This is a genomic window from Kitasatospora sp. NPDC114501 (genome assembly GCF_055633695.1).
This window is the reverse complement of record NZ_JBVKDS010000018.1, coordinates 80,909-106,879: the sequence shown is the minus strand read 5'-3', so window position 1 is coordinate 106,879 and position 25,971 is coordinate 80,909. Positions and strand designations below refer to the sequence as shown.

Here is a 25,971-nt window from a genome sequence, read left to right as displayed (position 1 = left end):
GGGGCAGCGGGCGACGCCCGGCCGGGGTGGGGGGCCCGGCCGGGCGCCCGATCGGGCCCCCGCTCCCGACCCGGCGCGTCAGCGCCGGGTCGCCCCGCCCACCGGCCGCCGCCGCCGCTGCTGCGGCGGGACCAGTGGGCCGTCCGGGCCGCCCGGGGTGCGCGCCGCCCGCGCGGCCCCGGGGGCACGCGGGGGCAGCGGGGCGGCCGGACCGGCCAGCAGGGGCTGGGCGTCGGACCGGCTCGGCGAGACGGCGAACGCCAGCGAGCCGAAGAACACGTAGCAGCCGAGCCCGACCCCGAGCGGGAAGATGAACTGGAGCGCCATCACCCCGTCCTCGGTGGAGCGCGAGAAGTCCAGGTGGACGGAGAGCGCCGCCATGCCGGTGTAGTGCATCGCGCAGACCGCCACGCCCATCACCGGCGCCGCCGCCAGCACGGCGATGGTGCCCCGGATGTTCAGCGCGGCCCAGAGCGCGGCCGTGGCCGCGACCACGGCGATCACCACCGAGGCCGCCACGGTGAGCCGGTCGTAGCCGAGCCGGCCGGGCAGCACCATCGCGGCCATGCCCAGGTAGTGCATCGCGGCGACCCCGAGACCGGTGGTCAGCCCGCCTACCAGCAGCGCCAGGGCAGGGTGCCGTCGCCAGTACCCGACGGTGAAGAGCCCGACACCGACCACGGCGACGGCGACCAGCAGGCTGAGCACGGTCAGGCCGGGCCGGTAGCTGATCTCGACGCCGGTCACCGAGAAGCCGAGCATCGCGATGAAGTGCATGGACCAGATCCCGGCCCCGAGCGAGGTCGAGGCGAACAGCAGCCAGACGGCCCGGGTACGGCCCTGGGAGACGAGTGCCCAGCGGGCGCTGCGCAGCGCGACGAAGGCGCCGACGCAGGCGACGAAGTACGAGACCGCCGGGGTCACCCAGCCGTGGTCGGCATGGTGGATCGCACCCAATAGAGCTCCCTGGACGAGGGTTGAGGGCACCAGGGCGTGGGCGGACGCGGCTGGCCGGGGAAGGCGCGCGGCAACGGGCACCGGAACGGGAGCGTGGTCCCGCGGGAAGGAGCCTGTCATGTGGTGCCCCTGACAATCGGGCAGAGTAGCCACTGCCCGGTAGTCGCACAATGTTCGTGTTTTTCGTGAAGTGCCAGGTCAGAAAGGACCTTTACGAGGCCTGCATGATCCCGGCACCAACCCCTGACACCGCCTGCGCACCGCCCCCCAGGGCCCGTTCGGTGCTCACTCCAGCGGGGCTAGCCCGAACGGGTGGCCGGCCGGGTCGATCAGCACCCGCAGCGTGCGGCCGTGCTGGTAGGCGGGCTCGGTGGCGCCGAGCGCGAGGGCCTTCGCGGTGGCCTCGTCCAGGTCGTCGACGTAGAAGTCGAGGTGGAAGTGCTTGCTGCCGTCCGGTTCCGTCCACGGCTCCGGCCGGTACCCGGTCACCCGGCCGAAGCCCAGCGGGCTGCCGCCCTCGGGGTTGTCCAGGATCGCGAAGTGCTCGTCCGCGTGCCTGGTCTCCCACCCCAGCAGCTCGCCGTAGAAGGAGGCCAGCGCGACCGGGTCGGCGCAGTCGATGGTGACCATGGCGAGCCGGGCGAAGCCGGTGTCGCCGGGCCCGGTCCGCTCGGACCGTTCGGACGGCCGCGGCCGTTCGGACCGCTCGGACTGCTCGGTGGCGAGGTCGGACATGGCAGGTCGGCCCTTCTGGGAGTCGAGAGCTGGGGCCCATGACCAATATGGCACCGGGGTGACCCTCCGGCACGGCGGCGGATCTCATTTTCCTTAGCGAGAGTAATGACGTAGGCTAAAGAGATGCCCGAGATGTCCGAGCAGGACCTCGCAGCGATCAGTCAGCTGCGATCGTCCACGATGCGCCTCTCCCGACGACTCAAACACCAACGGGTGGAGGAGTCGCTGAGTCCCACCGAGATGGGAGTGCTGGGCACCCTCGCCCGGTGCGGGAAGGCGACGCCGGGTGAGCTCGCCCGGAAGGAGCACGTGCAGCCCCCTTCGATGACCAGGATCGTCGCGATGCTGGAGGAGAAGGGGCTGGTGCGGCGCGAACCGCACCCCGAGGACCGCCGCCAGGTGGTCGTCAGCAGCACCGAGCAGGCCGAGACGATCCTCGCGGAGAGTCGTCGACGCCGGAACGTCTGGCTCGCCGAGCTCGCCCAGGGGCTCGACGAGGAGGAGTGGGCCGTCCTCAGGGAGGCCGCGCCCGTGCTCTACAAGCTCGCACACCTCTAGGCACACCGAATCCGGCAAGCCGCCGGAAGAACGAGGAGCACCGCATCACCGCAGGACCGACCACCGACACCAGGAGCGCGACGGCCACCGCCATGGCCGTCGCGCCACGAGGGGAGACCACCGTGACACCGCCGGCCGCAGCCAGCGCCGCCATCCGTACCGACGACCCGACCACCCACCCCGCCGCGGCCACCGCGACCGCCGACGCCCAGGCGCCCGCCCCCGCGGGACTGCCCGGCAACGGCGACGACGACCCCGACGAACGCACCGCGGCGGACCCCGCCGCTCCCGGCCGAACCCACTCGGCCACGTCTCCCACGGGCGCCGAATTCACCCGGCCCCGGGGGATGTTCTCCTCACTGCGCGTTCGCAACTACCGCTACTACTTCGCCGGCCAGGTGGTGTCCAACACCGGCACCTGGATGCAGCGGATCGCCCAGGACTGGCTGGTGCTGAGCCTCACCGGCAGCCCGCTCGCGGTCGGCATCACCACCGCCATGCAGTTCCTGCCGATGCTGCTGCTCGGCCTGTTCGGCGGCGTGCTCGCGGACCGGATGCCCAAGCGCCGGCTGCTGATCTACACCCAGGGCGCGATGGGCCTGCTGGCCGCCGGCCTCGCGGTGCTGACCGTCGGCGGCCTGGTGACGCCGTACTACGTGTACGCCTTCGCGCTGCTGCTCGGCCTGGTCACGGTCGTGGACAACCCGACCCGGCAGGCCTTCGTCTCCGAGATGGTCGGGCCCAAGGACCTCGCCAACGCCGTCAGCCTGAACGCCGCCAACTTCCAGACCGCCCGGTTGGTCGGCCCCGCCGTCGCGGGCCTGCTGATCGCCGCGGTCGGCAGCGGCTGGGCGTTCGCCGTCAACGCGCTGTCCTTCGCCGCCGTGATCGGCGGGCTGCTCGCGATGCGGGAGAGCGAACTGCGCCCGACCGAGCCGATCGCCCGCCAGAAGGGGCAGTTGCGCGAGGGCCTGCGGTACGTCAGGGAGCGGCCCGAACTGCTCTGGCCGATGGTGCTGGCCGGGTTCATCGGCACCTTCGGCTTCAACTTCCCGACACTGCTCTCCGGGTTCGCGTACGACACCTTCAAGGTGGGCGCCGGCCAGTACGGCCTGCTGAACACCGCGATGGCGATCGGCTCGCTGACCGGTGCGCTGCTCGCCGCCCGCCGGGGCGCGCCGCGGCTGCGCCGGCTGGTCGGCGCCGCGCTGGCCTTCGGCGCGCTGGAGGTGGTCGCCGCGTTCGCGCCCGACTACTGGACCTTCGCCCTGCTGCTGATGCTGATCGGGGTCTTCGGGCTGACCTTCAACACCTCGGTCAACGCCGCGCTGCAACTGGCCACCGACCCCGAGGTGCGCGGCCGGGTGATGGGCCTGCTGGTGCTGGTCTTCACCGGCGGCACGCCGATCGGCGCCCCGATCGTCGGCTGGGTCACCGCCTCGTACGGGCCCCGGCTCGGCCTGCTGGCCTGCGGGCTGGTGTCCGCGGCGGCGGCCGGCGCGGTCGGCCTGGTGCTGGCCCGCAGCGCGGACCTGCGGGTGCGGTTCGACCTGCACCCGGGCCGCGGCGGCCGGGTGGTGGCCTTCGTGCCGCGGACCGGTGCGGCGAGCAGGTCGGAGCTGGCCCCGGCCTGCTGACGTCCCGTCAGGTTTCCCCGAAGTCCTCGTCGGCCTTCGGGGAAGCCGGGTGGGCCTTCGGTCAGAGGCGGATCTCCAGCACCTGGCCGGGCCAGACGCCGTGCGGCTGGTCGACTTCGAACGCCACGGTCTCGGTGAAGCCGAGCGCCCGGTAGCGGCCGACCAGCTTGCGGTCGGCGCCGCCGTAGCAGTCCACCCGCAGCAGGCCGATGCCGCGCCGGCGGGCCTCCTCGATCGCGTCGGCGATCAGCGCGGCGCCGATGCCGGAACCCTTGCGGTCGCGGTCGGTGACCAGGTTGCGGACGTACAGCTCGCGCTCGTCCACGGCCGGGATCCACCGGCCGCGGTCCTCGGAGAGCACGCAGCAGCCGACCGTCCGGCCGTCCTCGTCCTCGGCGAGGCGGATCAGGAACGGCTCCTCCGCGTACGAGGAGACCTGGTCGACCCGGGCCTGGTTGGTGCTGAACGGCTGGTCGCCCCACTGGCCGGTGCGGCCCTGGGCGGCCAGCCAGGAGACGGCGCCGTCGAGCAGGGACAGGATGTCGGGGACGTCTGCGGGTCCCCCGTTGCGGATCTTCATGGAAGAACGTTCTACCCCAGACCGCCGGGCGCGGGAAGATTGGTCCATGAGGCTGTTCGTGGCGGTGCTGCCGTCGGCCGAGGCGTTGCAGGGGCTCTTCGACGCGGTCGCGCCGCTGCGGGAGCTGCCCGGGGCGGAGCGGCTGCGCTGGACCGGCGTCGACGGCTGGCACCTGACCCTGGCCTTCCTGGGCGAGGTGCCGGCCGAGCGGCTTCCGGAGCTGGAGGCGGGCCTGGCCGCCGTCACCGAGGTCAACCCGGCGCACCGGCTGCGGATCGCGGGCGCGGGCCGGTTCGGCGACCGGGTGCTCTGGGCCGGTGTCGAGGGCCGGACCTGGGCGCTGCGCCGGCTGGCCGACGCCGTGTCCGAGGCCACCGCCGAGGTCACCGGGGCGACCGACGACTTCGCCTTCCACCCGCACCTCACCCTCGCCCGGGCCGGCTCCTCGCGCGGCCACCGGCGGGCCGTGCAGCGGGTCGCGGCGGCCGAGCTGGACGGCATGGTGGCGGCGCTGGCCGACTACCGGGGGCCGGAGTGGACGGCCGCCGAGCTGCACCTGGTCCGCAGCGACCCGGGCGGCGGGGGCGCGCACTACGAGACGCTGCGCAGCTGGCCGCTGGCGGACTGGGGCTGAGTTTCCGGGGCTCCCCGGGAGGCCTCGGGGCAGGGCCCGGGAGGAGTCCCGGGGGAGCCGGAGGTACGCTCGTTGACCGTGGATCCCAAGACTCGTATGCGCATCGTCTCCGGCACCCTGGTGCTGATGCTGGTCGTCGTGCTGATCAGCTCGCTGGTCGGCCGCTAGCCGCGGCGGCCGCGACGACCGAGAAGTCCGTAGCGGCCGTAGCGGCTGAAACGGCCGAAGGGCCCCGGCCCCGGAACGGCGAGAGGGCCACCGCCCGTCGGCGGTGGCCCTCGGCCGTGTCCTCGGGGGACCGGGTCAGAGCTGCTCGACCACGTAGTCGATGCAGTGGGTGAGCGCCTCGACGTCCGCCGGGTCGATCGCCGGGAACATCGCGATGCGCAGCTGGTTGCGGCCCAGCTTGCGGTACGGCTCGGTGTCCACGATGCCGTTGGCACGCAGTGCCTTGGCGACCGCGGCGGCGTCCACCGACTCGTCGAAGTCGATGGTGCCGACCACCTGGGAGCGCTCGGCCGGGTTCGCCACGAAGGGGGCGGCGAAGGAGGACTTCTCGGCCCAGGAGTACAGCCGGGACGAGGAGTCGGCGGTGCGGGCGACCGCCCAGTCCAGGCCGCCGTTGCCGTTCAGCCACTCCAGCTGGTCGGCCAGCAGGAAGAGGGTGGCGATCGACGGGGTGTTGTACGTCTGGTCCTTCGACGAGTTGTCGATGGCCGTCGGCAGCGAGAAGAACGGCGGGATGTAGCGGCCGGAGCCGGCGATCTCGGCGGCGCGCTCCAGGGCGGCCGGGGAGAAGGTGGCCAGCCACAGGCCGCCCTCGGAGGCGAAGGACTTCTGCGGGGCGAAGTAGTAGACGTCCGTCTCGGTGATGTCCACCGGGAGGCCGCCGGCGCCCGAGGTGGCGTCCACCAGGACCAGCGACCCCTCGTCCGCGCCGGCCGGGCGCCGGATCGGCATCGCGACGCCGGTCGAGGTCTCGTTGTGGGTGAGCCCGTAGACGTCCACGCCGGCCTCGGCGACCGGCAGCGGGTGGGTGCCCGGGGCGGTCTTGATCACGGTCGGCTCGCCGAGCCACGGCGCGGCCTTGACCGAGGAGGCGAACTTCGAGGAGAACTCGCCGAAGTCCAGGTGCTGGGACTTCTCCCGCACCAGGCCGAAGGCGGCGATGTCCCAGAAGGCGGTGGAGCCGCCGTTGCCGAGGACGACCTGGTAGCCGTCCGGCAGCGAGAACAGGCTGCTCACGCCCTCGCGCACGCGCTTGACCACGTTCTTGACCGGGGCCTGGCGGTGCGAGGTGCCGAGCAGGGAGGTCTGGGTGGCGGCGAGGGCACTCAGGGCCTCGGGGCGCACCTTGGACGGTCCGCAGCCGAAACGGCCGTCTGCGGGCTTGATGTCAGCGGGGATCTGGATCTGAGCCACGCGCGCAGCCTACCGGCCGGGGGGTCCTCCGGGGTACGGTCGTCCGCCCGCTGAGACTGTGATCTTGGCTGCTCGCGGACCGGTCGCGGAGGTGCGACAGCGGGCCCGGCCGGAGCCGGACCCGCTGCTCAGAGGTGCTGACCGGACGCTCGTCCGGTATCCCGCGGCGGCGGTCAGCGGCCGATGGCGTCCCAGCCCTCGATCTCCTCGGGGCGGCGCGGGCCGGGGCCGATGTAGCGCGCGGACGGGCGCACGAGTCGGCCCGTGCGCTTCTGCTCCAGGATGTGCGCCGACCAGCCGGCGGTGCGCGCGCAGGTGAACATCGAGGTGAACATGTGCGCCGGGACCTCGGCGAAGTCCAGCATGATGGCGGCCCAGAACTCGACGTTGGTGGCCAGCACGCGGTCGGGGCGGCGGTTGTGCAGCTCCTCCAGCGCGGCCTTCTCCAGGGCCTCGGCGACCTCGAAGCGCGGCGCGCCGAGTTCCTTGGCGGTGCGGCGCAGCACGCGGGCGCGCGGGTCCTCGGCGCGGTAGACGCGGTGGCCGAAGCCCATCAGGCGCTCGCCCTTGTCCAGGGCGTTCTTGACCCAGGCGGTCGCGTCGCCGGTGCGCTCGATCTCCTCGATCATGCCGAGCACGCGGGACGGCGCGCCGCCGTGCAGCGGGCCGGACATCGCGCCGACCGCGCCGGAGAGGGCGGCCGCGACGTCGGCGCCGGTGGAGGCGATGACCCGGGCGGTGAAGGTGGAGGCGTTCATGCCGTGCTCGGCGGCCGAGGTCCAGTAGGCGTCGACGGCCTTGACGTGCTTCGGGTCCGGCTCGCCCCGCCAGCGGATCATGAACCGCTCGACGACCGTCTCGGCCTTGTCGATCTCGCTCTGCGGGACCATCGGCAGGCCCTGGCCGCGGGCCGACTGGGCGACGTAGGACAGCGCCATCACGGCGGCCCGGGCGAGGTCGTCGCGGGCCTGCTCGGCGTCGATGTCCAGCAGCGGCTTGAGGCCCCAGACCGGGGCGAGCATGGCGAGCGCCGACTGCACGTCGACCCGGATGTCGCCGGAGTGCACCGGGATCGGGAACGGCTCGGCGGCCGGCAGGCCGGGGTTGAACTTGCCGTCCACCAGCAGGCCCCAGACGTGGCCGAAGGAGACGTTGCCCACCAGGTCGTCGATGTCGACACCGCGGTACCGCAGGGCGCCGCCTTCACGGTCGGGTTCGGCGATCTCGCTCTCGAACGCGACGACTCCCTCAAGCCCGGGTACGAAATCGGACATGCGACGGCTCCTTCAGTTCAGTTCCGCGATCGGCGCACCCGCCGTGGTGGGGCGGCGCGCCAGTGACCGAATGGTGTTTGGCACTCGGTGCCAGGGTGACAGGCACGGGGTGCATTGCGCCATACACCACCATGGTGATGTTTCCCGCGAGTCCGCTCGACTTTTCCCGTCGGGGGGTCGGGCGTGCCCCGGGAGCCCCGGAACCAAACGCCTGGTTCCGGACGATTCCCCGCAGGACGGGCGGCCAAGCGGTGGCGGGTCACCCTATCTCCCACCGAGGTTTGTCCGGAGGAAGCGGTCCCCGTTGCTTGTCGTACGGGATGATGTTGGCGTGCAGACCCCGGATCACGCCCAGTCGACGCCCCCGAGCCCCGCCTACCGGATCCTGGCCGACGAGGCCCGCCCCGGCCCGGACCTCACCGTGATGCGCAAGCACTACAGCCACGAGGGCCTGGTCGAGGAGCAGCTCGCGCCCGAGCCGATCGGCCAGTTCACCCGCTGGTTCCACGAGGCGGACGACGCCGGGGTGGTGGAACCCAACGCGATGGTGCTCTCCACCGCCGACGCCGAGGGGCGGCCCAGCTCCCGCACCGTCCTGCTCAAGGGCTACGACCTGCGCGGCTTCGTCTTCTTCACCAACTACGGCTCCCGCAAGGGGGCCGAACTGGCCGCCAACCCGCACGCCGGGCTGCTGTTCCCGTGGATCGCGCTGGCCCGCCAGGTGATCGTCCAGGGCCGGGTGGAGAAGGTCGGCCGGGACGAGACCGCCGCCTACTTCCGCACCCGCCCGCACGGCTCCCAGCTGGGTGCCTGGGCCAGCGAGCAGTCCAGCCCGGTCGGCGGCCGGGAGGTCCTCGAACAGCGCTACGCCGAGCTGGAGCGGCGCTACCCGGAGGGCGAGGGGGTGCCCGTCCCGCCGTTCTGGGGCGGGTACCGGGTGGTGCCGCGGAGTGTCGAGTTCTGGCAGGGCCGGGAGAACCGCCTGCACGACCGGCTCCGCTACGTCGCCGACCCGTCCAGCCCGACGGGGTGGCGGGTGGAGCGGCTCTGCCCGTGATCCGTTCGGCCCACGGCCGCCGCGCGGCGCCCGCGCGGAGCTGATGGGCCGTCACCCCCCGGGTGTAGGATGCCCGTCGCGGACCTGGGTCGATGCGTTTCCGGCCGGCAGCCCGCTGTGCCGACACGATCGAGTGAGGGACTGATGGGCGTCACCGGTGCGGAAACCGCCGCTGGACTCGGCTCTGACCTGGTCGACGTCGCCGCCCTGCCGCTCGACGAACTCGACGCCCTGCCGGACACCGTCCTCGGCGACCTGCTGCGCCGGGTGGTCGCGGACGCCCTGACCCCCGGCGCGGAGCCGCTCGCCGCCTTCCAGTCGGCCCTCGACCGGTAGCGCGCCACCGGGCGCCCGCGCCCCCTCGTCCGGCGCGGCGATCCCCCGGGCGCCGAGCGCCCCCGTGGGTGCGCCCCCGAGCGCCGGAGCACTCCCGGCCGGGGGAGTGCGCCTGACCACCGGCTAAACCCCCGGGGCCGCCGAATCCGCCAACTCGCCCGCGTGGACGGTGGAGTTCGCGACATGCTGGGGTATGAAACCAGCGCCGTCGCGGACCGTCGGGCACGGGGGGAACAGGTGATGGAGCACGAACAGCACCGGCCGTACTTCTTCTTCAGCTACGCGCGCCGGGACTTCGAGGCCGAGGACGCCTTCGTCAACCAGTTCTTCAACGACCTGCGGGACGAACTCGGCCGGATGGTCGGCGCCGCCGTGCGCGTCGAGGAACTGGCCTACCGGGACACCGAACAGCTGCGCCTGGGCGACGACTGGGCCGAGAAGCTGGCGACGATGCTCGGCCGCAGCCGGACCATGGTCGCGCTCTACTCCCCGGCCTACTTCGCCAGCCTCTACTGCGGCAAGGAGTGGACCGCCTTCCGCGGCCGGGTCCGCCGCCACCACGAGGACACCGGGGAGCTCATCTCGGCGCTCGTCCCGGTGCTCTGGGAGCCCGTCGAGCCGGGCGAGCTGGCCGACGAGGTGAACAAGATCCAGTGGGCCCAGCCGGACATGGGCGAGGCCTACGCCCGGCACGGTCTGCGGGCCCTGCTGCGCACCGCGCAGGGCGGGGCGTACGAGCAGGTCGTCCGGGTGGTCGCGGAGCGGGTCCGGGACGCGGCCGCGCGCCGGCTCGGCGAACTGCCCGAGTTCGACCTCGGCGCCGTGCGCGGCTACTTCCCGCCCCCGGCGGCGCCCCCCGCGGCGTCCGCCCCCGGGATGGTGCGGCTGTTCATCGCGGCCGGGCGGGCCTCGGAGCGCGCCGCCGCGGGCGGCTCCCGCGCGGGCGGCTGGTACGGCGCCAAACCGTGGCACTGGGCGCCGTACCACCCGCCCACCCAGCCGTCGCTGGCGGCCCGCGCCCAGCAGGTGATCACCGGCGCCGGGCACACCACCACGCTGGAGGAGATCGACGCCGCCCTCGCCGACAAGCTCGACCAGGCCCGCGAGGACAGCCAGGTCAGCATCCTGCTGGTGGACCCCTGGGTGGCCGGCGGCGAGCGCTACCGCACCGCGCTGCGCGCGTACGACGAGCAGAACCACCCGGTCACCGGCGTGATGGTGCCCACCGGCAGCGACGACCCGGCCGACGGGCCGGGGCGCGACGCGCTCTGGGCGGGCGTGCGCGACGTGTTCCGGCGCAACTGGCTGCGCCGGAGCGACCTGGAGCACTTGTTCCGGGTCAAAGTGAGCCGGGAGAGCTTCGACAACGACCTCACCATCATGGTGACGGTGGCTCAGAACAAGCTCATGGACGACAACCTGGATTGGGGGGACGATGGCGGCGACGCCTTCGGCTTCGGCCCCGGCGGCGGCCCGGACACCGGCCCGGCGATGCCCGGGCTGGCCATCCCGGCCGGCCCGCCGGGACCCCGCCAGGAGCCCGCACGCGTCGACCGGGGCCGCCCGGGTTCCACGGACCTGCCGCACCAGAGACGGGGCAAGGACACCGCCCCGCTGAGGGGGGAGAAGCACGATGACCACTGAGCCCGGCGCACAGCCGGAGCGCGGCGGACCGGGATCGGTCGTCACGTTCTACTCCTTCAAGGGCGGCACCGGCCGCACCATGGCGCTCGCCAACGTCGGCTGGATCCTCGCCAGCCGCGGCCTGCGCGTCCTGGTCGTCGACTGGGACCTGGAGGCGCCCGGCCTCCACCGCTACTACCACCCGCTGCTGGTCGACCCGGAACTGCACTCCACCGACGGCCTGATCGACCTGCTGCGCTCCTACGTCCGGCAGGCACTGCCCTCCGCCGCCGGGCCGGTCGGGCAGTCCCCGGCCGCATGGCTGGACGAGCCCGGGCGGCTGGACGGCTACGTCTGCGGCCTCGCCCTCGACCTGCCGCCCGGCGGCCGGCTCGACTTCCTGCCCGCCGGCCGGCAGAACGCCGCCTACGCCGCCGCCGTCACCAGCTTCAACTGGCGCAGCTTCTACCACGGCCGGGACATCCGCGGCGGCGAGTTCCTGCGCGAACTGCGCGACCGCTGGGCCCGCGGCTACGACTACGTGCTCATCGACAGCCGCACCGGCGTCAGCGACACCTCCGGCATCTGCACCGTCCTGATGCCGGACACCGTGGTGGACTGCTTCACCTTCAGCGCCCAGAACATCCGCGGCGGCGTCGACGCCGCCCGCGCCATCGCCGAGGCCGAGGAGCGCGCGATCCGGGTGCTGCCGGTGCCGATGCGGGTCGAGGACGCCGAGCAGGAGCGCTTGGAGGCCGGCCGCGACTACGCCCGCGAGGCCTTCGCCCCCTACCTCGGCCGCTGGCTGGCCGGCGACCGCCGGGCCGGCTACTGGGCCGACGTCGAGGTGCCGTACAAGCCCTTCTACGCCTACGAGGAGGTGCCCGCCACCGTCGCCGACCGGCCGCAGGAGGCCCGCAGCCTGCTCAACGCCTTCGAACGGCTGGCCGGCTGGATCACCGAAGGGCGGGTCCGCACCCTGCGCCCGCTCACCCCCGAGACCCGCCGCCGGCTCTACGGCGCCTACCTGCGCTCCGCCCGCGCGGTGCCCCGCCAGGTGTTCGTCAGCTACGCCCCCGAGGACCGGATGTGGGCCGAGTGGGCCGCCGGGACGCTCACCCGCTTCGGCTACCAGACCTCCCTGCACAGCGCCGCCGAGACCTACGCCGGCCCCAGGCCGCCGGAGGTCGCCGGACCGGTCGACGGCCAGGGCCGGCTGCTCGCGCTCCTCTCGCCCGAGTACACCGCGCTGCCCCGCGCCGCCGAGGTCTGGCAGGGTCTGCAGGGGCGCGAACTGGCCTCCGGCTCACCGGCCCTGGTCTCCTTCCGGCTCCAGGACTCCGACGAACCGGTGCCCCGCCCGTTCGCCGGGCAGGCCGTGCCCGACCTGGTCCGCTCCTCCGCGGTCGGCGCCGAGTCCCAGCTCTACGCCGAGTTCGGCCCGCCGCCCGGCAGCAACCGCCAACCCGACACCGACAGCGGCGAGTTCGTCGCCCCCGCGCGGTTCCCCGGCACCGCCCCGCAGGTCCAGGACGCGCCTTCGCGCAACGCCGCCTTCATCGGTCGCGGCAGGCTGCTGGAACTGCTCCGCAACCGCTTCACCGGCGGGCCCACCGCCGTGCTCAGCCAGGTGCTCTACGGCTTCGGCGGCGCCGGCAAGTCCCAGATCGCCGCCGAGTACGCGCACCGCTTCAAGGCCGCGTACGACGTGGTCTGGTGGGTGCCCGCCGAGGAGCCCGCCAACATCCCGCAGAAGCTCGCCGAACTCGCGCCCCGGCTCGGCGTGCCCACCAGCGACGACGTCGCGCACACCGCCGCCGCCGTGCTCGACGCGCTGCGCCGCGGCCAGCCGTACCGCCGCTGGCTGCTCGTCTTCGACAACGCCGGCACCCCCGAGGAGCTCGCCCCCTGGCAGCCGGCCGGCTCCTCCGGCGGGCACGTGCTGATCACCTCCCGCAACCAGGGCTGGGCCCGGCACGCCGGCCTGGTGGAGGTCGACGTCTTCCTCCGCGAGGAGAGCGTCCGGCTGCTGCGCCGCTTCAACGGCGGCCTCTCGTCGGAGGACGCCGACCAGGTCGCGCACCGCCTCGGCGACCTGCCGCTCGCCGTCGGCCAGGCCGCCGTCTGGCTCCAGGAGACGTCGATGCCGATCGCCACCTACCTCGAACTGCTCGACGAAGAGCTCACCGAGATGCTGGAGCGCACCCGGCTGCGCGCCGCCGACTACCCGCACTCGGCCGCCGCGACCTGGCGCATCTCGGTCGAGGAGCTGCGCCGGATGAACGCCCCGGCCGCCCAGATCCTGGAGATCTGCGCCTTCTTCGGCCCGGACGCCATCCCGATGCGGCTGCTCTACAGCCGGGCCGTCACCCGCGCCCTGCGGCTGCCCCCGCGCGCGCCCCGCGACAAGCTCGCGATCGGCGAGTTCCTGCGCGCCATCAACCGGTTCGGGCTCGCCCGCACCGACCAGGGCAGCGAGACCATCACCGTGCACCGGCTCGTCCAGGCGGTGCTGCGGGACCAGGTCGAGGAGGAGCGGCGGGCCGAACTGCGCGGCGTCGTCCACGCCGCGCTCGCCACCGCCAACCCCGGCGACCCGGACGTCCCGGTGAACTGGGCCGAGTACGCCGAACTCCTGCCCCACCTCTGGCCGTCCGGGGCGCTCGACAGCGCCGACGAGGACGTCCGGCAGTGGATCATCGACTCGGTCCGCTACCAGTGGAAGCGCAGCCTGCACGAGTCCGGCCGGGAACTGGCCGAACGGACCCTGGAGCACTGGCGCCAGGACGGCTACGGCGGGCCCGGGTTCGACGTCGACAACGACGCCCAGACGCTCATGCTGCGCACCCAGCTGAGCAACATCCGCCGCTCCCAGGGCGCCCTCCAGGAGGCGTACGAGATGGACCGGGACATCCTGGAGCGCTTCACCGCGACCCTGGGCCCGGAGCACTCGCACACCCTCGCCGTCGCCAACAGCCTCGGCGCCGACCTGCGCTTCCTCGGCCGCTACGACGAGGCCCGGGCGCTCGACCGCCGCACCCTGGACGCCGCCCGCCGTACCCTCGGCCCGGACCACCCGCGCACCCTGATGATCACCAACAACCTCGCCGTCTCCGACTACCTGGCCGGCGACCGCCGGGCCGCCCTGGAACGGCACCGCAGCAACTACCTCCAGCAGCGCGACGCGCTCGGCGCGCACAGCCTCTACGCGCTCTCCTCGGCCTCCAACTACGCCCGCGACCTGCGCGAGACCGGGCGGCTGCGGGAGGCACTGGACCTGCTGGAGGAGACCGTCCGGATCTACCAGCAGACCATCGGCGACAGCCACACCGACACCCTGCGCGCCCGCAAGAACCTCGCGGTGGCGCTGCGCCGGGCCGGCCGCTACCACGAGGCGCTGGAGATCGACGAGGACATCTACCAGCGCTACCTGGACATCAACGGCGCCGAGCACCCCGACACCCTGGCCGCCGCCACCAACCTGGCCAGCGACCTCAACGCGCTCGGCGACACCGGGCGGGCGATCCCGCTGGCCGAACGGGCCCTCGCGCGCTACCGCGACTACCTGGGCGAGACCCACCCGGTGACGCTGGCCGGCGCCAACAACCTCTCGGTGTACCTGCGGCTGGCGGGGCGCACGGCGGAGGCGCGCGAGCTGTCCGGCCGTACCCTGGCGCAGTTCCGCACCGTCCTCGGCGCGCACCACCTCTACATCCCGATCGCGATGATGAACCACGCCAACGACCTGTCGCTGGGCGGGGAGCTCCAGGCGGCGCTCGACCTGGAGCTGGAGGCCGCGCCGCTGATGTGCGAGGCCCTCGGGCAGGACCACTACGACTCCATCGGCATCAACTCCAACCTCTCGCTCTCGTTGGCCGCCCTCGGGTACGCCGAGCGGGCCGCGGAGCTGCGGGCGGACTGCATCCGGCGGGCCCGGCTCACCCTGGGGGAGGAGCACCCGACGACGATCGCGGTGCGGGCCGGGACGCGGCTGGACTCGGACGTGGAGCCGCCGCACGTGTGACGGGAGGTCAGGCGGCCCGGTTCTCCAGGCCTTAGGCTCACCGGCATGGTGCCGTTCCGGCAGTTCCTGCTGAAGATCCACAGTCGGTGCAACCTGGCCTGCGACTACTGCTACGTGTACGAGGGCGCGGACCAGAGCTGGCGCGGGCGGCCGCGGCGGATGGAACTCGCGACCGCCCGCCGCACCGCCCGGCGGATCGACGAGCACGCGGCCGAACACGGGCTGGACGAGGTCTCCGTGGTGCTGCACGGCGGTGAGCCGCTGCTCGTCGGCGCGGCCCACCTGGACGCGCTGCTGGGCGAGTTGGCGGCCGTCCGGCCCCGGGTGCGGTTCACCGCGCAGACCAACGGGCTGCGGCTGCTGGACGAACCGGCGCTGCTCGACGTGCTGCACCGCCACCGGGTCGCGGTCGGGGTCTCGCTGGACGGCGCCCGGGCCGACCACGACCGGCACCGCCGGCTGCCGTCCGGCGCGGGCAGCTGGGCGCGGACCGCCGAGGCGGTGCGGCTGCTCGGCTCGGACCGGCACCGGGAGCTGTTCGCCGGGCTGCTGTGCGTGGTCGACCTGGCGTCGGACCCGGTGGCCACCTACGAGGCGCTGCTGGAGTTCGCGCCGCCCCGGCTCGACCTGCTGCTGCCGCACGCGACCTGGCGCGAGCCGCCGCCGGGCGTGCCGCCGCGGCCGGTGCCGGACGCGCCGCCGTCGGGCGCGGAGCCGGAGCCGGCGCCGTACGGGGAGTGGCTGATCGCCGCCTTCGACCGCTGGTACGACGCGCCGCGCCGGGAGACCGGGGTGCGGCTGTTCGAGGAGCTGGCGGTGCTGCTGCTCGGCGGGCGGGCGGCCAGCGAGGCGGTCGGGCTGGCGCCCGTCGACCTGGTGGTGGTCGAGGCGGACGGGGCGATCGAGCAGGCGGACAGCCTCAAGGTGGCGTACGAGGGAGCCCCGGGGACGGGGCTGGACGTGTGGCGGCACGGCTTCGCGCGGGCGGCCGCGCACCCGGCCTTCCGGGCCCGTCAGCGCGGGCTTGCGGGGCTCGGGCCGGTCTGCGGGGGCTGCCCGTTGGCGAGGGTGTGCGGCGGGGGGCTGTACGCGCACCGGTACGCGGGGGACGGGTTCGGGCATCCGTCGGTGTACTGCGGGGACTTGGACCGGTTGATCCGGCACATTGCGGGGCGGTTGCGGGCGGGGCTCCTGGGGGTCGGGGGTCGGGGTTCGGGCTTTCGGGAGGGTGGGGGGTCGGGGGCGGCTCCGGGGGTGGGTGCTGCGGGGGCTGGATGATTTTCAGACTGCCGGTGGCGTGGGTGGGGTCGTTGGGTGCGTTGGCAGTCTGAAAATCACCCGTCACGCCCCTCTCCGCACCCACCCCCTGCGCCGCCTCCTTCCGCAGCGCGTCCCTCTCGCTGGGTGGGAGGGGTGGGTGGGTGGGGGTGCTGCGGGCGCGCGGGCCCGCTGGAGGGGTCGGCCGTTCGGGTTATGGGGCGTCGTCGGGCGGATTGTTCGGGGTGGCGGGGGGAGACTGCGGGGCGGATGGGCCGGTGCGGAGGAGGAGCGGTGGCGGGTACGGGTGAGGTGGTGGCGGCCTGGGTGCCGGGTGCGCGGGGGGTGGACGGGCTGCCGCGGCACGGTGTGGACCGGGCGACGTTCCGGGCGATCGCCGGGGCGCGTGGCGGGGCGGAGGCGGTCCGGCTGCTGCGGGCGGGGCAGTTGAGCAAGCGGGCGCTGCTGTTGCTGGCGTTGCGGCGGGCGGTGCCGGAGCACGAGGGCTACCGGGAGGCGTACGGCCGGGTGCGGGCCTTGCAGCGGGACGACCGGGCGCGGTGGGAAGAGGTGTTGCTGCGGCCGGAGTTGGACGCCTGGGCGGCCGACTGCCTGCGCGGTGCGGCGGCGGGGGAGGACGTTCCGCTGGGCGAGCTGGGCGAGTTCCTCCGTCCGGGCCCCGGGCCGGTCCTCGCGCTGGAGTGTGACGGGCTGCGCTGGGCGCCGTCGGTCGACCACCGCGGGCCGCGCCGGGTGGACTACGGGCGGCCGCCGGCCGGTCCGCTCGGCGGCGCGGAACTCGCGCTCTGGGAACGGGGATTGTCCGAGGCGTGGGACATCCTGGTGCGCCGGCACCGCCGCTACGCCCAGGCGGTCGCGGCCTGCGTGACCACCGTCGTGCCGCTGCGGCCCGCCCCCGGCGGCGAGGCGGTCAGCGCTGCCGCGCGGCGGGCGTACGGCGCGGTGGCGGCCTCGCTGCCGGGCGATCCGGTGCTGCTGGCGCTGGCCCTGGTGCACGAGTTCCTGCACGTCCAACTCGGTGCTCTGCTGGACCTGGTGCCGCTGCACCGCCCCAACGGGCCGGCCGTCCACCACGCCCCCTGGCGGCCGGACCTGCGCCCGGCCGGGGCGCTGCTCCAGGGGGCGTACGCGCACCTGGGGGTGGCGGACTTCTGGCGGGCGGAGGCGGCGGCCGGGGAGGCTGGCGAGGAGGGGGGAGCCGACCGCGCGTACGGGGAGTTCGTCCGCTGGCGGGCGCACACCCTGAGTGCCGGGGAGACGCTCCTGGGCTGCGGTGAACTGACGGTGAGCGGGGTGGAGTTCACCGAGGAGCTGGTGCGGACCGTCCGGGGGCTGGGGGAGTCGGGGACGCTCGGCGGGCCGGGGGAGTCCGGCGGGTCGGGGGAATGAAGTCGGGCGGCGGATGCTCGGCCGGATGGGGCGGTTGTCCGGGGGATCCGCAGGGCACTTCCGGGGTGTGCCCAGCCACCGGTCCACATTTTCGCCCTGGCGGCACGCTTCGGCGTGCGCCACGGCGAAGTGCGCGACCGCTGAACGGGTGAATTCTGGGGGTTCATCGCGCCGTCGTGCGACGTCGGCCGCCTGGGCAGCCCAACTTGGGTCCGCAAGGTGCCGCGCGGAGTCTTCGCGGGCACTACATTGGTCGCAATCGGGTGGGCTTACCCACCCTCGGCAGGTCCTAACCGCGCCTAAGGAAACGAACATGACTCCGGTAACCAGCACCAGGCCGGCCGGCAAGCTCACTGACCCTCAGGAGACGCCGGAACGCCCCTCGCTCGCCGATCTCGCCGCGCTCGGCGCGGAAGAGCTCGCCTCCCGGCTCCAGCGCGCGCTCCCCGGCGCGGACTCCGGCCTCGTGCCGGTCGCTGCCTTCAACTCCTCGATCTGACCGACCCGGAACGCCGAGCGGAACCAGACCGAGCCGAACCGAACAGTCCAGCTCCATGACGACGTCGATTCCGCTGCCGTTGACGCAGTTCGTGGTCAAGATGCACAGCAGGTGCGATCTGGCCTGCGACCACTGCTACGTCTACGAGCACGCGGACAGCAGCTGGCGATCCCGGCCGAAGGTCATCGCGGACGGGATCATGGCCAAGGCCGCCGAGCGCATCGGTGAGCACGCGGCCGCCCACCGGCTGCCCGCCGTCCGGGTCGTCCTGCACGGGGGAGAACCCCTGCTCGCCGGCCCGGACCGGTTGCGCCGTGCCGCCGGGGCGCTCCGGGCGGCGCTCCCGCCCGGCTGCGCGCTCGACCTGCGCATCCACACCAACGGCGTGCTGCTGAGCCGGGACTTCTGCGCGCTGTTCGCGGAGCAGGACATCAAAGTCGGCATCTCGCTGGACGGCGACCGGGCCGCCAACGACCGCCACCGGCGGTTCGCCGACGGACGCAGCAGCCACCCGCAGGTGCTGCGGGCGGTCGCACTGCTGAACGAGCCCGAGTACCGGCACCTGTTCGCCGGGCTGCTGTGCACCATGGACGTCGAGAACGACCCGGCGGCCGTGTACCGGGCGCTCGCCGAACTCCGCCCGCCCGCCGTGGACTTCCTGCTCCCGCACGCCACCTGGGACGAGCCGCCCAAGCGACCCGCCGCGCTGGGCGCGACCCCGTACGCCGACTGGCTGCTCACCGTCCACCGGCTGTGGGAGGCGGACGGGCGGCCGTTCTCGGTGCGGACCTTCGAGTCCGTGCACCGGACCCTGCGGGGGTTCTCCAGCCTCACCGAGTCGCTCGGCCTGGAGCCCTCCGACCTCGCCGTCCTGGAGACGGACGGGACCTTCGAGCAGGCCGACAGCCTGAAGACCGCGTACGACGGCGCACCCGTCACCGGGATGAACGTCTTCGACCACAGCCTCGACGACCTCGCCCGCCACCCCGGCATCGCCGCCCGTCAGTCCGGCCTGGCCGGGCTCGGCGAGGCCTGCCGCGCCTGCTCCGTGGTCCGCTCCTGCGGTGGCGGGCTGTACGCCCACCGCTATCGGAGCGACGATGGGGGAGGCAGCTTCGACCATCCCTCCGTCTACTGCGGTGATCTCATGACGTTCATCAACGGCATTGCGGGGAACGGGAGTTCGGTCGGCGTTCCGGCGCAGGCGGCCGAGGCCGCGCCGCCCGGTGCCGAGCCGCTGCTGCCCGCCGCGCTCACCCCGTCGCAACTCGACGAACTCGCGCGCGGATACGGGGGCGCGGAGACCATCGCCGCGCTCGGCCGCTCCCAACTCGCCCTCACCCGGGCGCTGCTGGCCGCCGCCTGGGACGCCTCCGGACAGGGGCGGGCCGAGGCGTGGGCCCTGCTGGCGGAACTCGACGCGGCGGCCCCCGCCGCCGTGGACACCGTCCTCGCCCACCCGTACGCCCGCGCCTGGGCGGCCCGCCGGCTCGCCGGGGACCTCGCCGTCGGGCTCGGCCCGCTGGCCGCGCTCACCGCGGCGGCCGCGGTCCGGGCCGGGCGGGGGGACGCGGTGGCCGTGCCCGTCCGGGGCGGATGGCTGCACCTGCCGACGCTCGGCCGGATCGCCGTACCCGACGGCGAGGCCGTGGTCACCGGGCGGGCGGACGGCTTCGAGGTGCGGGCGTCCGACGGCTCGGTGCACACGGTGCCGGACGAACCGGTGCGGCGGGTCCGGCTGGCCGGCGGCTGGACCGTCACCCTGGAGGACACCGACCCGCTGCGCGACTGCCACGACCACCCGGTGGCGGAGCGCCTCTCCGCGGGCGAACTGCTCGACTGGACGGGCGCGTTGCGCGAGGCCTGGGAGCTGCTCGGGCGCGACCTGCCCGGGTACGCCGAGGGCATCCGGGCCGGCCTGACGACCGTCACCCCGCTGCGGCCCGGCCCGGCCGGCCGGGACGTCAGCTCGGCGGCCCGGCAGGCGTACGGCGCGGTCGGCATCGCCCGGCCGGCCACCGCGCCGACCCTCGCCCTGCTGCTCGCGCACGAGTTCCAGCACGTCAAGCTCGGCGCGGTGCTGGACCTCACCGACCTGTACGACCGCGCCGACCCCACGCTCTACTTCGCCCCCTGGCGGCCCGACCCCCGGCCGCTCGAAGGGCTGCTCCAGGGCACGTACGCCCACCTGGCCGTCACCGAGTACTGGGGCACCCGCACCCTCGCGTACGACGGACTGCCGGGCACGGCCGCCGACCGGGCGCGGGAACAGTTCGCGCTCTGGCGGCGGTACACCGCCGAGGCCGTGGAGCGGCTGGCGTCGTCCGGGTCCCTGACCGGGACCGGCCTGCGCTTCGCCGACGGCATGCGCACCACCGTGGCACCCTGGCTCGCCCTGCCGCTGCCCGCCGCCGCCGAGCAGGCGGCCGACCGGGTACGGCGGGGACGGGCCGGGGTCTGACCTCCCAACCGCCGCCGCCCCGGGACCTCCCTCGCCCGGGGCCCTCAACCCCGGGGAAACGCCATCCTCACCGAATCCCGTGCCGGCGGCGCCGCCGTCGTCTCCCCTGTCGTCGCCCCCGTCCACCCGCTCGTCCGCGACCTCGTCGACCTCGGGGTCCGCCCGGGCACGGTGCTGCACGTCCAGGCGTCCCTGCGCGCCCTCGGACCCGTGCCCGGCGGGGCGGCCGGTGTGGTCGAGGCCCTGCTCGACGTCCTGGGCCCCGACGGCACCCTGGTCGCCTACACCGCCACCCCCGAGAACTCCGCCACCTCACGCCTCCACCAGTCCGCCACCGTCGGACTCTCCCCGGCGGAACTGGCCGACTACCAGGCCCGGATGCCCCGCTTCGACCCGGCCACCACCCCGGCCTCGCCCTCCATGGGCGCGCTCTCGGAGGCCGTCCGCTCGTGGCCGGGCGCACTGCGCAGCCGCCACCCGCAGACCTCCTGGGCGGCCGTCGGACGGCTCGCCCGGGAGGTCACCGCCCACCACCCGCTGACCTCCCACCTCGGCCCGGAGTCGCCGCTCGGGCGGCTCTACGAACTGGACGCCCGGGTGTTGATGCTCGGCGTCCCGATGGGCCGCTTCACCGCCTTCCACCTGGCCGACCTGCGGATGCCCGACGTGCCCGTGCGCGAGTACCGCTGCGTCGGGCCGGACGGCTGGACGGTGTTCCGGGCCCCCGACCTGGACGACCTCCACTTCGACCGCCTCGGCGCCGAGGTCCTGCGCACCGCCCGCGGCATCACCACCGGCCGCATCGGCGCTGCGGAGTGCCGCCTCGTGCCGGTCCGGGAGGCCGTCGACCTCGCCGAGGCCGTCCTGCTCCGCAGCCGCGCCTGAGACCCGCCTTCGCTCCCACCTCTGCTCTCCGACCCCACGGTTTCCACCGGCCGCCCCTCCCTGCCCGCCCCTCCCTGCCCGCCGCTTCGGCTCCGCCGAAGCGGCGGCGGCCTTCGTGCGTGAGAAGTCGGCCCAGCCGACTTCCTACGCTGCGGATGTGCGAGTGATCCATTCGGTGTCGCGGGCGGAGACGGAGTGCCGCACGGACGCGAGGACGGCTTCGCCGGCCTCGGCCGGTCGGGCCGGGTATGCCCGGGCGGAGCAGCAGGATCCGCTGGCGCCTGGTGCCGTTGACGCGCACGGCCCACGCTCAGCGCCACCGACACGATGCCCGGAGACAATCGTTCCCGTTCGAGCACACGGACGGCAGCATTCGCCGCTCCCGACAGACCCGGGACATCTCGATACCGCACCCAGGGTCTTCCCCAGCCACGTTCCCGCAGTCGAAGTGAAGCCGGTGGTCTACGAGGCGCGGCCCCTTCGGATGCAAGTCATGGGCGGCATCGTCCCCATAGTCGGGATCGGCCGGACAGGGCCGTTGCCGCAGTCGTGCGGGCTCGGGCGGGGCGGGAAATTCAGGGGAGTGGGCGGGCGGGTGGTGTTACGGTCGGGCGCCATGAGCTGGCTTCCCGATGACTTCGTCCATCCCGTCCTGGTGCCGCTGCCGGGCGGGGCCCATCACCTGCGGCCGGTCCGGGAAGCGGATGCTCCGCTGGACTACCCGGCCGTGATGGGCTCGCGCGAGCGGCTGTTCACCATCTTCGGTCCGGCCTGGGGGTGGCCCGCGGCCACCATGACCTACGAGGCCAACCAGGCCGACCTGTTGCGGCACGAGAAGGAGATCGCCGCACACCAGTCGTTCAACTACGCGCTGTTCGACGCGGCGGAGACGGCCGTGCTCGGCTGCGTCTACATCGACCCGCCCGAGAGAGCCGGCGCGGACGGTGAGATCTCCTGGTGGGTGGTGGACGAGTTGGTGGGCAGCGAGGTCGAGGAGGCTTTCGACGCGCTGGTGCCGCAGTGGATCGCCGCCGACTGGCCGTTCGAGCAGCCGCGCTTCCTCGGCCGCGAGATCTTCTGGGCGGACTGGCTCGCCCTGCCCAAGCACCCCGACGCGTGAGCCGCCTCCGTCCCCCGGGCCTTGGCACGGGGGACGGGGCGGTGGTCAGGCTTCGACGAAGTGGTCGAACTCGCCGGCCTTGGCGCCGTGGATCCAGGCGTGGAGCTTGGTACGGGTGGTGGTGACGATGCGGGCAGGGTCGTCCGATTCGCGGATATAGATGCGGTTGCCGTCGGCGGCAATCTCTACGCAGTTGGCCTGGTCGCCGCTGAAGCTCGACTTCTGCCAGATGAGCTGGCTCATGGTCACCTTCCTTGGACCTTGTAACGGATGTGCTGGATCAAGCCCATCGAGTCACGATAGGTGGCGGACGGTGCCGGAGCGGAAACTGACAGGGGAGGAAGAGCCAGTCCCCTGACCCGGTCGAACTTCTGGTCAAACGCTGCCACCGACTCAGGGTCGCCTACGAAGGTGGAGCCATGGGGATGTTCGAGTAGAACCGTGTGCAACCGCGCGTGTGATCCCCGGGCAAGCATGAACGGGGTATCGGTCGACGTGTAGGTAGTGCAGTCGAACGGGAGGATCTGGATCGTCACGTTGGGCAGCTGACTCATCTCGATCAGATGGGTCAGCTGGTCGCGCATGACGATAGGACCTCCGTACATCATGTGCAGGGCGGCTTCGTGGATCACTGCCCGGAGCGGAGGCGCGTTCTTACCTGTCAGGAGCCCTTGGCGCTGACGACGGAACTCGACCTTCCTGTCGTTGTATCCATGGATGACCTCGCTGTAGGCCTTGGTCTGCAAGAGGCCGGGGATCAGGAGTGTCTCGTAGGTGTCGAGGGCCGTGGCGTTGGCCTCCACCTCGGCCAGATCGAGGGCTGGAGGGATCACGTCGTGCTTGAACTCGGTCCACCAGCCCTTGCCCGAACTCTCGCTCATGGCGATGAGGCCGGCGCGGTACGCGGGATCGGTGACGTTGCAGACGTCGAGCCAGGCACTCAGCCGCTCAAGGTTGAGCCCGAGCCTGCCAGCCTCGGTGTGGCTGATGTTCGGGCCTTTGACGCCAAGAGCTTGGCCGATCTCCAGAGCTGAGAGGCCTGCGGCGTCTCGAACACGACGAAGTTCCTCGCCAAGGCGGCGCTGTCGTTCGCTGATCCCAGTCCTGAACCCCATGAGGTGCCCCTTTGCGCGATCGATGCCTACGCAAAGTGTAGAGGCATGCGCGAAGCGTGTTGAAGAGTTGAGGGATATTCCCCTACAGTTCAATAACGCAGCCGACCGGATGGGTCGTCAGTAGTGCCTGTCCGTACGGCATTCCTCTGCACCGCTGGGAGATTCCCCATGTGTGACCCCCACCTCAACTCCCCCTCCCTTACCGTGTCCCGCGAGGTGTTGCGCGATGCGATGTTGCGCGCCGGGTACCCCGACTCCTCCATCGGGGACGCCGAACTCGCCATGATGGAGCTCGTCGTGAACGCGTGGCGGCACGGGGCGACGCTCTCGCCCGTCGTCACGGTCGTCTACTCCGGCAACACCCTCCGCGTCACGGTCGCGGACCGTAGCTCCGAACTGCCGAAGTTTCAGAAGTTCGACCTCCAGGCCGAATCCGGCCGTGGGCTTCAGCTGGTGGAGGGGCTCACGCACCGGTGGGGCGCCGAGCCGCAGAAGCTCGGGAAGCGGGTCTGGTTCGAGCTGGACTCCGTCGCGTGAACGCCCTCCATCCCATCCATCCCGCCGACCCGGCCATCCACCACCTCACCAGCCGCGAACTCACCGACCTCCTCGTGGAACTCCGCACCGAGAGCCGCGAGTTCGGTCTGCTCTGGCCGTCCGCCAAGCCGGGCGAGACCGTCATGAACGGCCGGGTCCTGGTTTCCCTCGGCAATGTTCCGGCCAGCACGGTGATCAACCTCCTCGCACTCCTGCGGGAGTTCAAGCGTCACCGCTGACCGGCGCACGCGGGAAGTCGGCCCGGTCGACTTCCCGCGCAGGGCCCGACGGACAGGGCTCAGGATTCCCGCCCGGCGGTGCGGGTGTGCCGGTGCAGGCCCAGGGCGATGCCGACGGCGAGGGCGGCGCAGACCGCCACGGCGAGGAAGCCGTGGCCGACGCCGGTGGTCAGCGCGTCGGGGGTGGCGGCGCCGTCCAGGGAGGTGGCCAGCACGGTGCCGATCACCGCGATGCCGAGGGCGGCGCCGCTCTCGTTGAAGGTGTTCAGCAGCCCGGAGCCGACGCCCGACTCCTCGGGGCGGACGTGGGCGGTGCCGATCCCGTACAGGGGGACGAAGCAGGTGGGCAGGCCGGCCCCGATGACGGCCGGCGCGACGACGGCGACGACGGTCTCGGACGGTCCGGTGGCCAGGACGGCGGCCCCGGCGATCTGGGTGAGCGCGCCGACCAGGTAGGTCAGGGCCGGGCCGACGGCGCCGATGAGTCGGGGTACGACGGAGGCGAAGGCCAGCGCGGCCAGGCCCATCGGCAGCAGGGCGAGGCCGGTGGCGAAGGCGCTCATGCCGTGGGCGCCCTGGAAGTAGTTGCTGGCCAGGTAGGAGCTGCCCATCATCACGATCGCGGCGAGCAGCAGCCCGAGGCTGCTGAGCCGGTACGTCGGGATGCGTAGGAGGTGTAGCGGGAGCAGCGGGTCGGGCGTGCCCAGTTCGGCCCGGGCGACGCCGGTGAGCAGGGCCGCGGACAGGCCGAGGCCGGCCCACGCGGGGGCGGAGGACATGCCGTCCTGCAGCCGGATCAGGCCGAAGGCCAGGCAGGCCAGGCCGGCCGTGGCGAGGACGGCGGTGGGCAGGCGCAGCGGGCGGCGGCCCGCGGAGCGCAGGGCCGGAAGGCCACGCAGACCGGTGATTCCGGAGGCGAGGCTGATCGGGATGTTGATCAGGAAGGCCCAGCGCCAGCTGACGGCCGAGACGATCAGCCCACCGAGGACGGCGCCGAGGATGGCGCCGATCACGCCGAGACCGCTCCAGGTGGCGAGGGCGGCCTTCCGCTGTTCCTCGTTCCGGTAGCCCGTCACCACGATCGACAGGGCGGCGGCGGAGAGCAGCGCGGCTCCCAGGCCCTGGAGCGCGCGGCCGGCGATCAGCTGGTCCTGGTCGCCGGCGAGGCCGCACAGGACGGAGGCGGCGGCGAAGGTGGTCAGCCCGGCCAGGAAGGACCGGCGCCGTCCGATGACGTCGGCGACCCGGCCGCCGAGGAGCAGCAGACTGCCGTACACGAGGACGTAGGCGCTGATCGTCCACTGGAGGGCGGTCCGGTCGGCGGGGAGCGCGGAGCCGATCGAGGGCAGCGCCACGTTCACGACCGTCGAGTCCAGCATGACCATCAGCTGGGCCGCGCCGACGGCGGCCAGCGGCAGCCAGGAGGTCCTGTCGGGTTCCGGTTCGTGGTCCGTCGGCCTCGGTCGCCCGGTGACGGCCGGGGCCACCAGATCCAGCTCACCGACGCGGGCCGGGAGGTCTTCCGGCGGGCGGCCGCCGTCGTCGACGGGCGGCTGAGGCGGATCGCCGACGAGAGTGCCGACGCGCGGGTGTGGCTGGCCTGAGCGCAGC

At 73.4% G+C, this 25,971-nt stretch carries 24 protein-coding genes; 16 read left to right on the top strand and 8 right to left on the bottom strand.

The window, feature by feature from the left end; all coding sequences use genetic code 11:
- Positions 1-78: 78 nt before the first annotated feature.
- Together ACZ7RU_RS30185 and ACZ7RU_RS30180 are read right to left on the bottom strand one after the other, a co-directional pair.
- Positions 79-957 carry an MHYT domain-containing protein gene (locus ACZ7RU_RS30185; protein ID WP_470344131.1) on the bottom strand — a complete coding sequence of 293 codons (879 nt, stop codon included), beginning with the start codon at positions 955-957 and terminating at the stop codon, positions 79-81.
- Positions 958-1,242: 285 nt separating this feature from the next.
- Positions 1,243-1,692, bottom strand: coding sequence for a VOC family protein (locus tag ACZ7RU_RS30180; RefSeq protein ID WP_464334967.1), 450 nt, complete (start codon positions 1,690-1,692; stop codon positions 1,243-1,245).
- A 123-nt stretch (positions 1,693-1,815) separates the two neighbouring features.
- Between ACZ7RU_RS30180 and ACZ7RU_RS30175 the strand changes: the two genes are divergently transcribed.
- Positions 1,816-2,250, top strand: a complete 435-nt coding sequence (locus ACZ7RU_RS30175) for a MarR family winged helix-turn-helix transcriptional regulator (RefSeq protein ID WP_030235202.1) — start codon at positions 1,816-1,818, stop codon at positions 2,248-2,250.
- Between the two features lie 122 nt (positions 2,251-2,372).
- Complete coding sequence (locus ACZ7RU_RS30170; RefSeq protein ID WP_470344130.1) at positions 2,373-3,887, top strand: MFS transporter; 1,515 nt, start codon at positions 2,373-2,375, stop codon at positions 3,885-3,887.
- Positions 3,888-3,948: 61 nt separating this feature from the next.
- On the opposite strand, the gene ACZ7RU_RS30165 is transcribed toward ACZ7RU_RS30170, so the two are convergent.
- Positions 3,949-4,467, bottom strand: a complete 519-nt coding sequence (locus ACZ7RU_RS30165; RefSeq protein ID WP_470344129.1) for a GNAT family N-acetyltransferase — start codon at positions 4,465-4,467, stop codon at positions 3,949-3,951.
- A gap of 46 nt (positions 4,468-4,513) precedes the next feature.
- Between ACZ7RU_RS30165 and thpR the strand changes: the two genes are divergently transcribed.
- Positions 4,514-5,101 (top strand): RNA 2',3'-cyclic phosphodiesterase, encoded by a 588-nt coding sequence (thpR, locus tag ACZ7RU_RS30160; protein ID WP_470344128.1) that lies wholly within the window; start codon positions 4,514-4,516, stop codon positions 5,099-5,101.
- A gap of 303 nt (positions 5,102-5,404) precedes the next feature.
- On the opposite strand, the gene serC is transcribed toward thpR, so the two are convergent.
- A complete protein-coding gene (gene serC / locus ACZ7RU_RS30155) occupies positions 5,405-6,523 on the bottom strand; it encodes a phosphoserine transaminase (protein ID WP_470344127.1) in 1,119 nt (372 codons plus the stop codon).
- A gap of 173 nt (positions 6,524-6,696) precedes the next feature.
- Positions 6,697-7,797 (bottom strand): citrate synthase 2, encoded by a 1,101-nt coding sequence (locus ACZ7RU_RS30150; protein ID WP_470344126.1) that lies wholly within the window; start codon positions 7,795-7,797, stop codon positions 6,697-6,699.
- A gap of 424 nt (positions 7,798-8,221) precedes the next feature.
- Between ACZ7RU_RS30150 and pdxH the strand changes: the two genes are divergently transcribed.
- The 10 genes from pdxH (at position 8,222) to ACZ7RU_RS30100 (ending at position 22,469) form a co-directional block, all read left to right on the top strand.
- Positions 8,222-8,854: a pyridoxamine 5'-phosphate oxidase gene (gene pdxH / locus ACZ7RU_RS30145; RefSeq protein ID WP_470344238.1), complete on the top strand. Its 633-nt coding sequence runs from the start codon at positions 8,222-8,224 to the stop codon at positions 8,852-8,854.
- A gap of 144 nt (positions 8,855-8,998) precedes the next feature.
- Complete coding sequence (gene fxsA, locus ACZ7RU_RS30140) at positions 8,999-9,190, top strand: FxSxx-COOH cyclophane-containing RiPP peptide (protein WP_049656076.1); 192 nt, start codon at positions 8,999-9,001, stop codon at positions 9,188-9,190.
- A 240-nt stretch (positions 9,191-9,430) separates the two neighbouring features.
- Positions 9,431-10,834: a TIR-like protein FxsC gene (locus tag ACZ7RU_RS30135; RefSeq protein ID WP_470344125.1), complete on the top strand. Its 1,404-nt coding sequence runs from the start codon at positions 9,431-9,433 to the stop codon at positions 10,832-10,834.
- The gene (gene fxsT / locus ACZ7RU_RS30130; protein ID WP_470344124.1) at positions 10,824-14,837 is read left to right on the top strand and encodes an FxSxx-COOH system tetratricopeptide repeat protein; all 4,014 of its coding nucleotides are present in this window, start codon (positions 10,824-10,826) and stop codon (positions 14,835-14,837) included. The genes ACZ7RU_RS30135 and fxsT overlap by 11 nt, the downstream gene beginning before the upstream one ends.
- A 45-nt stretch (positions 14,838-14,882) precedes the next feature.
- Entirely contained in the window at positions 14,883-16,115 is a 1,233-nt protein-coding gene (locus ACZ7RU_RS30125; RefSeq protein ID WP_470344123.1) for an FxsB family cyclophane-forming radical SAM/SPASM peptide maturase, read from the top strand.
- A gap of 273 nt (positions 16,116-16,388) precedes the next feature.
- A complete protein-coding gene (locus ACZ7RU_RS30120; protein WP_470344122.1) occupies positions 16,389-17,504 on the top strand; it encodes an aKG-HExxH-type peptide beta-hydroxylase in 1,116 nt (371 codons plus the stop codon).
- A 313-nt stretch (positions 17,505-17,817) separates the two neighbouring features.
- A complete protein-coding gene (locus ACZ7RU_RS30115; protein WP_049660424.1) occupies positions 17,818-18,003 on the top strand; it encodes a hypothetical protein in 186 nt (61 codons plus the stop codon).
- Between the two features lie 55 nt (positions 18,004-18,058).
- Positions 18,059-20,464 (top strand): FxsB family cyclophane-forming radical SAM/SPASM peptide maturase, encoded by a 2,406-nt coding sequence (locus tag ACZ7RU_RS30110; RefSeq protein WP_470344121.1) that lies wholly within the window; start codon positions 18,059-18,061, stop codon positions 20,462-20,464.
- Between the two features lie 171 nt (positions 20,465-20,635).
- Positions 20,636-21,349, top strand: coding sequence for an AAC(3) family N-acetyltransferase (locus ACZ7RU_RS30105; protein WP_470344120.1), 714 nt, complete (start codon positions 20,636-20,638; stop codon positions 21,347-21,349).
- Between the two features lie 616 nt (positions 21,350-21,965).
- Complete coding sequence (locus ACZ7RU_RS30100; RefSeq protein WP_470344119.1) at positions 21,966-22,469, top strand: GNAT family N-acetyltransferase; 504 nt, start codon at positions 21,966-21,968, stop codon at positions 22,467-22,469.
- A gap of 45 nt (positions 22,470-22,514) precedes the next feature.
- Here the strand turns inward: ACZ7RU_RS30100 and ACZ7RU_RS30095 are convergent, their stop codons facing one another.
- Both ACZ7RU_RS30095 and ACZ7RU_RS30090 read right to left on the bottom strand, forming a co-directional pair.
- Complete coding sequence (locus ACZ7RU_RS30095) at positions 22,515-22,712, bottom strand: DUF397 domain-containing protein (protein ID WP_470344118.1); 198 nt, start codon at positions 22,710-22,712, stop codon at positions 22,515-22,517.
- Positions 22,713-22,714: 2 nt separating this feature from the next.
- Complete coding sequence (locus ACZ7RU_RS30090) at positions 22,715-23,584, bottom strand: helix-turn-helix domain-containing protein (RefSeq protein ID WP_470344117.1); 870 nt, start codon at positions 23,582-23,584, stop codon at positions 22,715-22,717.
- Positions 23,585-23,752: 168 nt separating this feature from the next.
- Between ACZ7RU_RS30090 and ACZ7RU_RS30085 the strand changes: the two genes are divergently transcribed.
- Positions 23,753-24,121 (top strand): ATP-binding protein, encoded by a 369-nt coding sequence (locus ACZ7RU_RS30085; protein WP_470344116.1) that lies wholly within the window; start codon positions 23,753-23,755, stop codon positions 24,119-24,121.
- A complete protein-coding gene (locus ACZ7RU_RS30080; RefSeq protein ID WP_470344115.1) occupies positions 24,118-24,360 on the top strand; it encodes a hypothetical protein in 243 nt (80 codons plus the stop codon). Before ACZ7RU_RS30085 ends, ACZ7RU_RS30080 begins: the two co-directional genes overlap by 4 nt.
- Before the next feature lie 59 nt (positions 24,361-24,419).
- Here the strand turns inward: ACZ7RU_RS30080 and ACZ7RU_RS30075 are convergent, their stop codons facing one another.
- Positions 24,420-25,847, bottom strand: coding sequence for an MFS transporter (locus ACZ7RU_RS30075; protein ID WP_470344114.1), 1,428 nt, complete (start codon positions 25,845-25,847; stop codon positions 24,420-24,422).
- Between ACZ7RU_RS30075 and ACZ7RU_RS30070 the strand changes: the two genes are divergently transcribed.
- Positions 25,806-25,964, top strand: a complete 159-nt coding sequence (locus ACZ7RU_RS30070; protein ID WP_470344246.1) for a hypothetical protein — start codon at positions 25,806-25,808, stop codon at positions 25,962-25,964. The two genes, ACZ7RU_RS30075 and ACZ7RU_RS30070, sit on opposite strands and share 42 nt — an antisense overlap.
- Positions 25,965-25,971 lie beyond the last annotated feature (7 nt).

What these genes read in the sequence shown, in the direction of transcription:
- ACZ7RU_RS30180 (WP_464334967.1), bottom strand. Translation starts at nt 1,692, where the DNA reads ATGTCCGACCTCGCCACCGAGCAGTCCGAGCGGTCCGAACGGCCGCGG.
- ACZ7RU_RS30175 (WP_030235202.1), top strand. Translation starts at nt 1,816, where the DNA reads ATGCCCGAGATGTCCGAGCAGGACCTCGCAGCGATCAGTCAGCTGCGA.
- ACZ7RU_RS30165 (WP_470344129.1), bottom strand. Translation starts at nt 4,467, where the DNA reads ATGAAGATCCGCAACGGGGGACCCGCAGACGTCCCCGACATCCTGTCC.
- thpR (WP_470344128.1), top strand. Translation starts at nt 4,514, where the DNA reads ATGAGGCTGTTCGTGGCGGTGCTGCCGTCGGCCGAGGCGTTGCAGGGG.
- ACZ7RU_RS30150 (WP_470344126.1), bottom strand. Translation starts at nt 7,797, where the DNA reads ATGTCCGATTTCGTACCCGGGCTTGAGGGAGTCGTCGCGTTCGAGAGC.
- pdxH (WP_470344238.1), top strand. Translation starts at nt 8,222, where the DNA reads ATGCGCAAGCACTACAGCCACGAGGGCCTGGTCGAGGAGCAGCTCGCG.
- fxsA (WP_049656076.1), top strand. Translation starts at nt 8,999, where the DNA reads ATGGGCGTCACCGGTGCGGAAACCGCCGCTGGACTCGGCTCTGACCTG.
- ACZ7RU_RS30135 (WP_470344125.1), top strand. Translation starts at nt 9,431, where the DNA reads ATGGAGCACGAACAGCACCGGCCGTACTTCTTCTTCAGCTACGCGCGC.
- fxsT (WP_470344124.1), top strand. Translation starts at nt 10,824, where the DNA reads ATGACCACTGAGCCCGGCGCACAGCCGGAGCGCGGCGGACCGGGATCG.
- ACZ7RU_RS30125 (WP_470344123.1), top strand. Translation starts at nt 14,883, where the DNA reads ATGGTGCCGTTCCGGCAGTTCCTGCTGAAGATCCACAGTCGGTGCAAC.
- ACZ7RU_RS30115 (WP_049660424.1), top strand. Translation starts at nt 17,818, where the DNA reads ATGACTCCGGTAACCAGCACCAGGCCGGCCGGCAAGCTCACTGACCCT.
- ACZ7RU_RS30110 (WP_470344121.1), top strand. Translation starts at nt 18,059, where the DNA reads ATGACGACGTCGATTCCGCTGCCGTTGACGCAGTTCGTGGTCAAGATG.
- ACZ7RU_RS30100 (WP_470344119.1), top strand. Translation starts at nt 21,966, where the DNA reads ATGAGCTGGCTTCCCGATGACTTCGTCCATCCCGTCCTGGTGCCGCTG.
- ACZ7RU_RS30095 (WP_470344118.1), bottom strand. Translation starts at nt 22,712, where the DNA reads ATGAGCCAGCTCATCTGGCAGAAGTCGAGCTTCAGCGGCGACCAGGCC.
- ACZ7RU_RS30090 (WP_470344117.1), bottom strand. Translation starts at nt 23,584, where the DNA reads ATGGGGTTCAGGACTGGGATCAGCGAACGACAGCGCCGCCTTGGCGAG.
- ACZ7RU_RS30085 (WP_470344116.1), top strand. Translation starts at nt 23,753, where the DNA reads ATGTGTGACCCCCACCTCAACTCCCCCTCCCTTACCGTGTCCCGCGAG.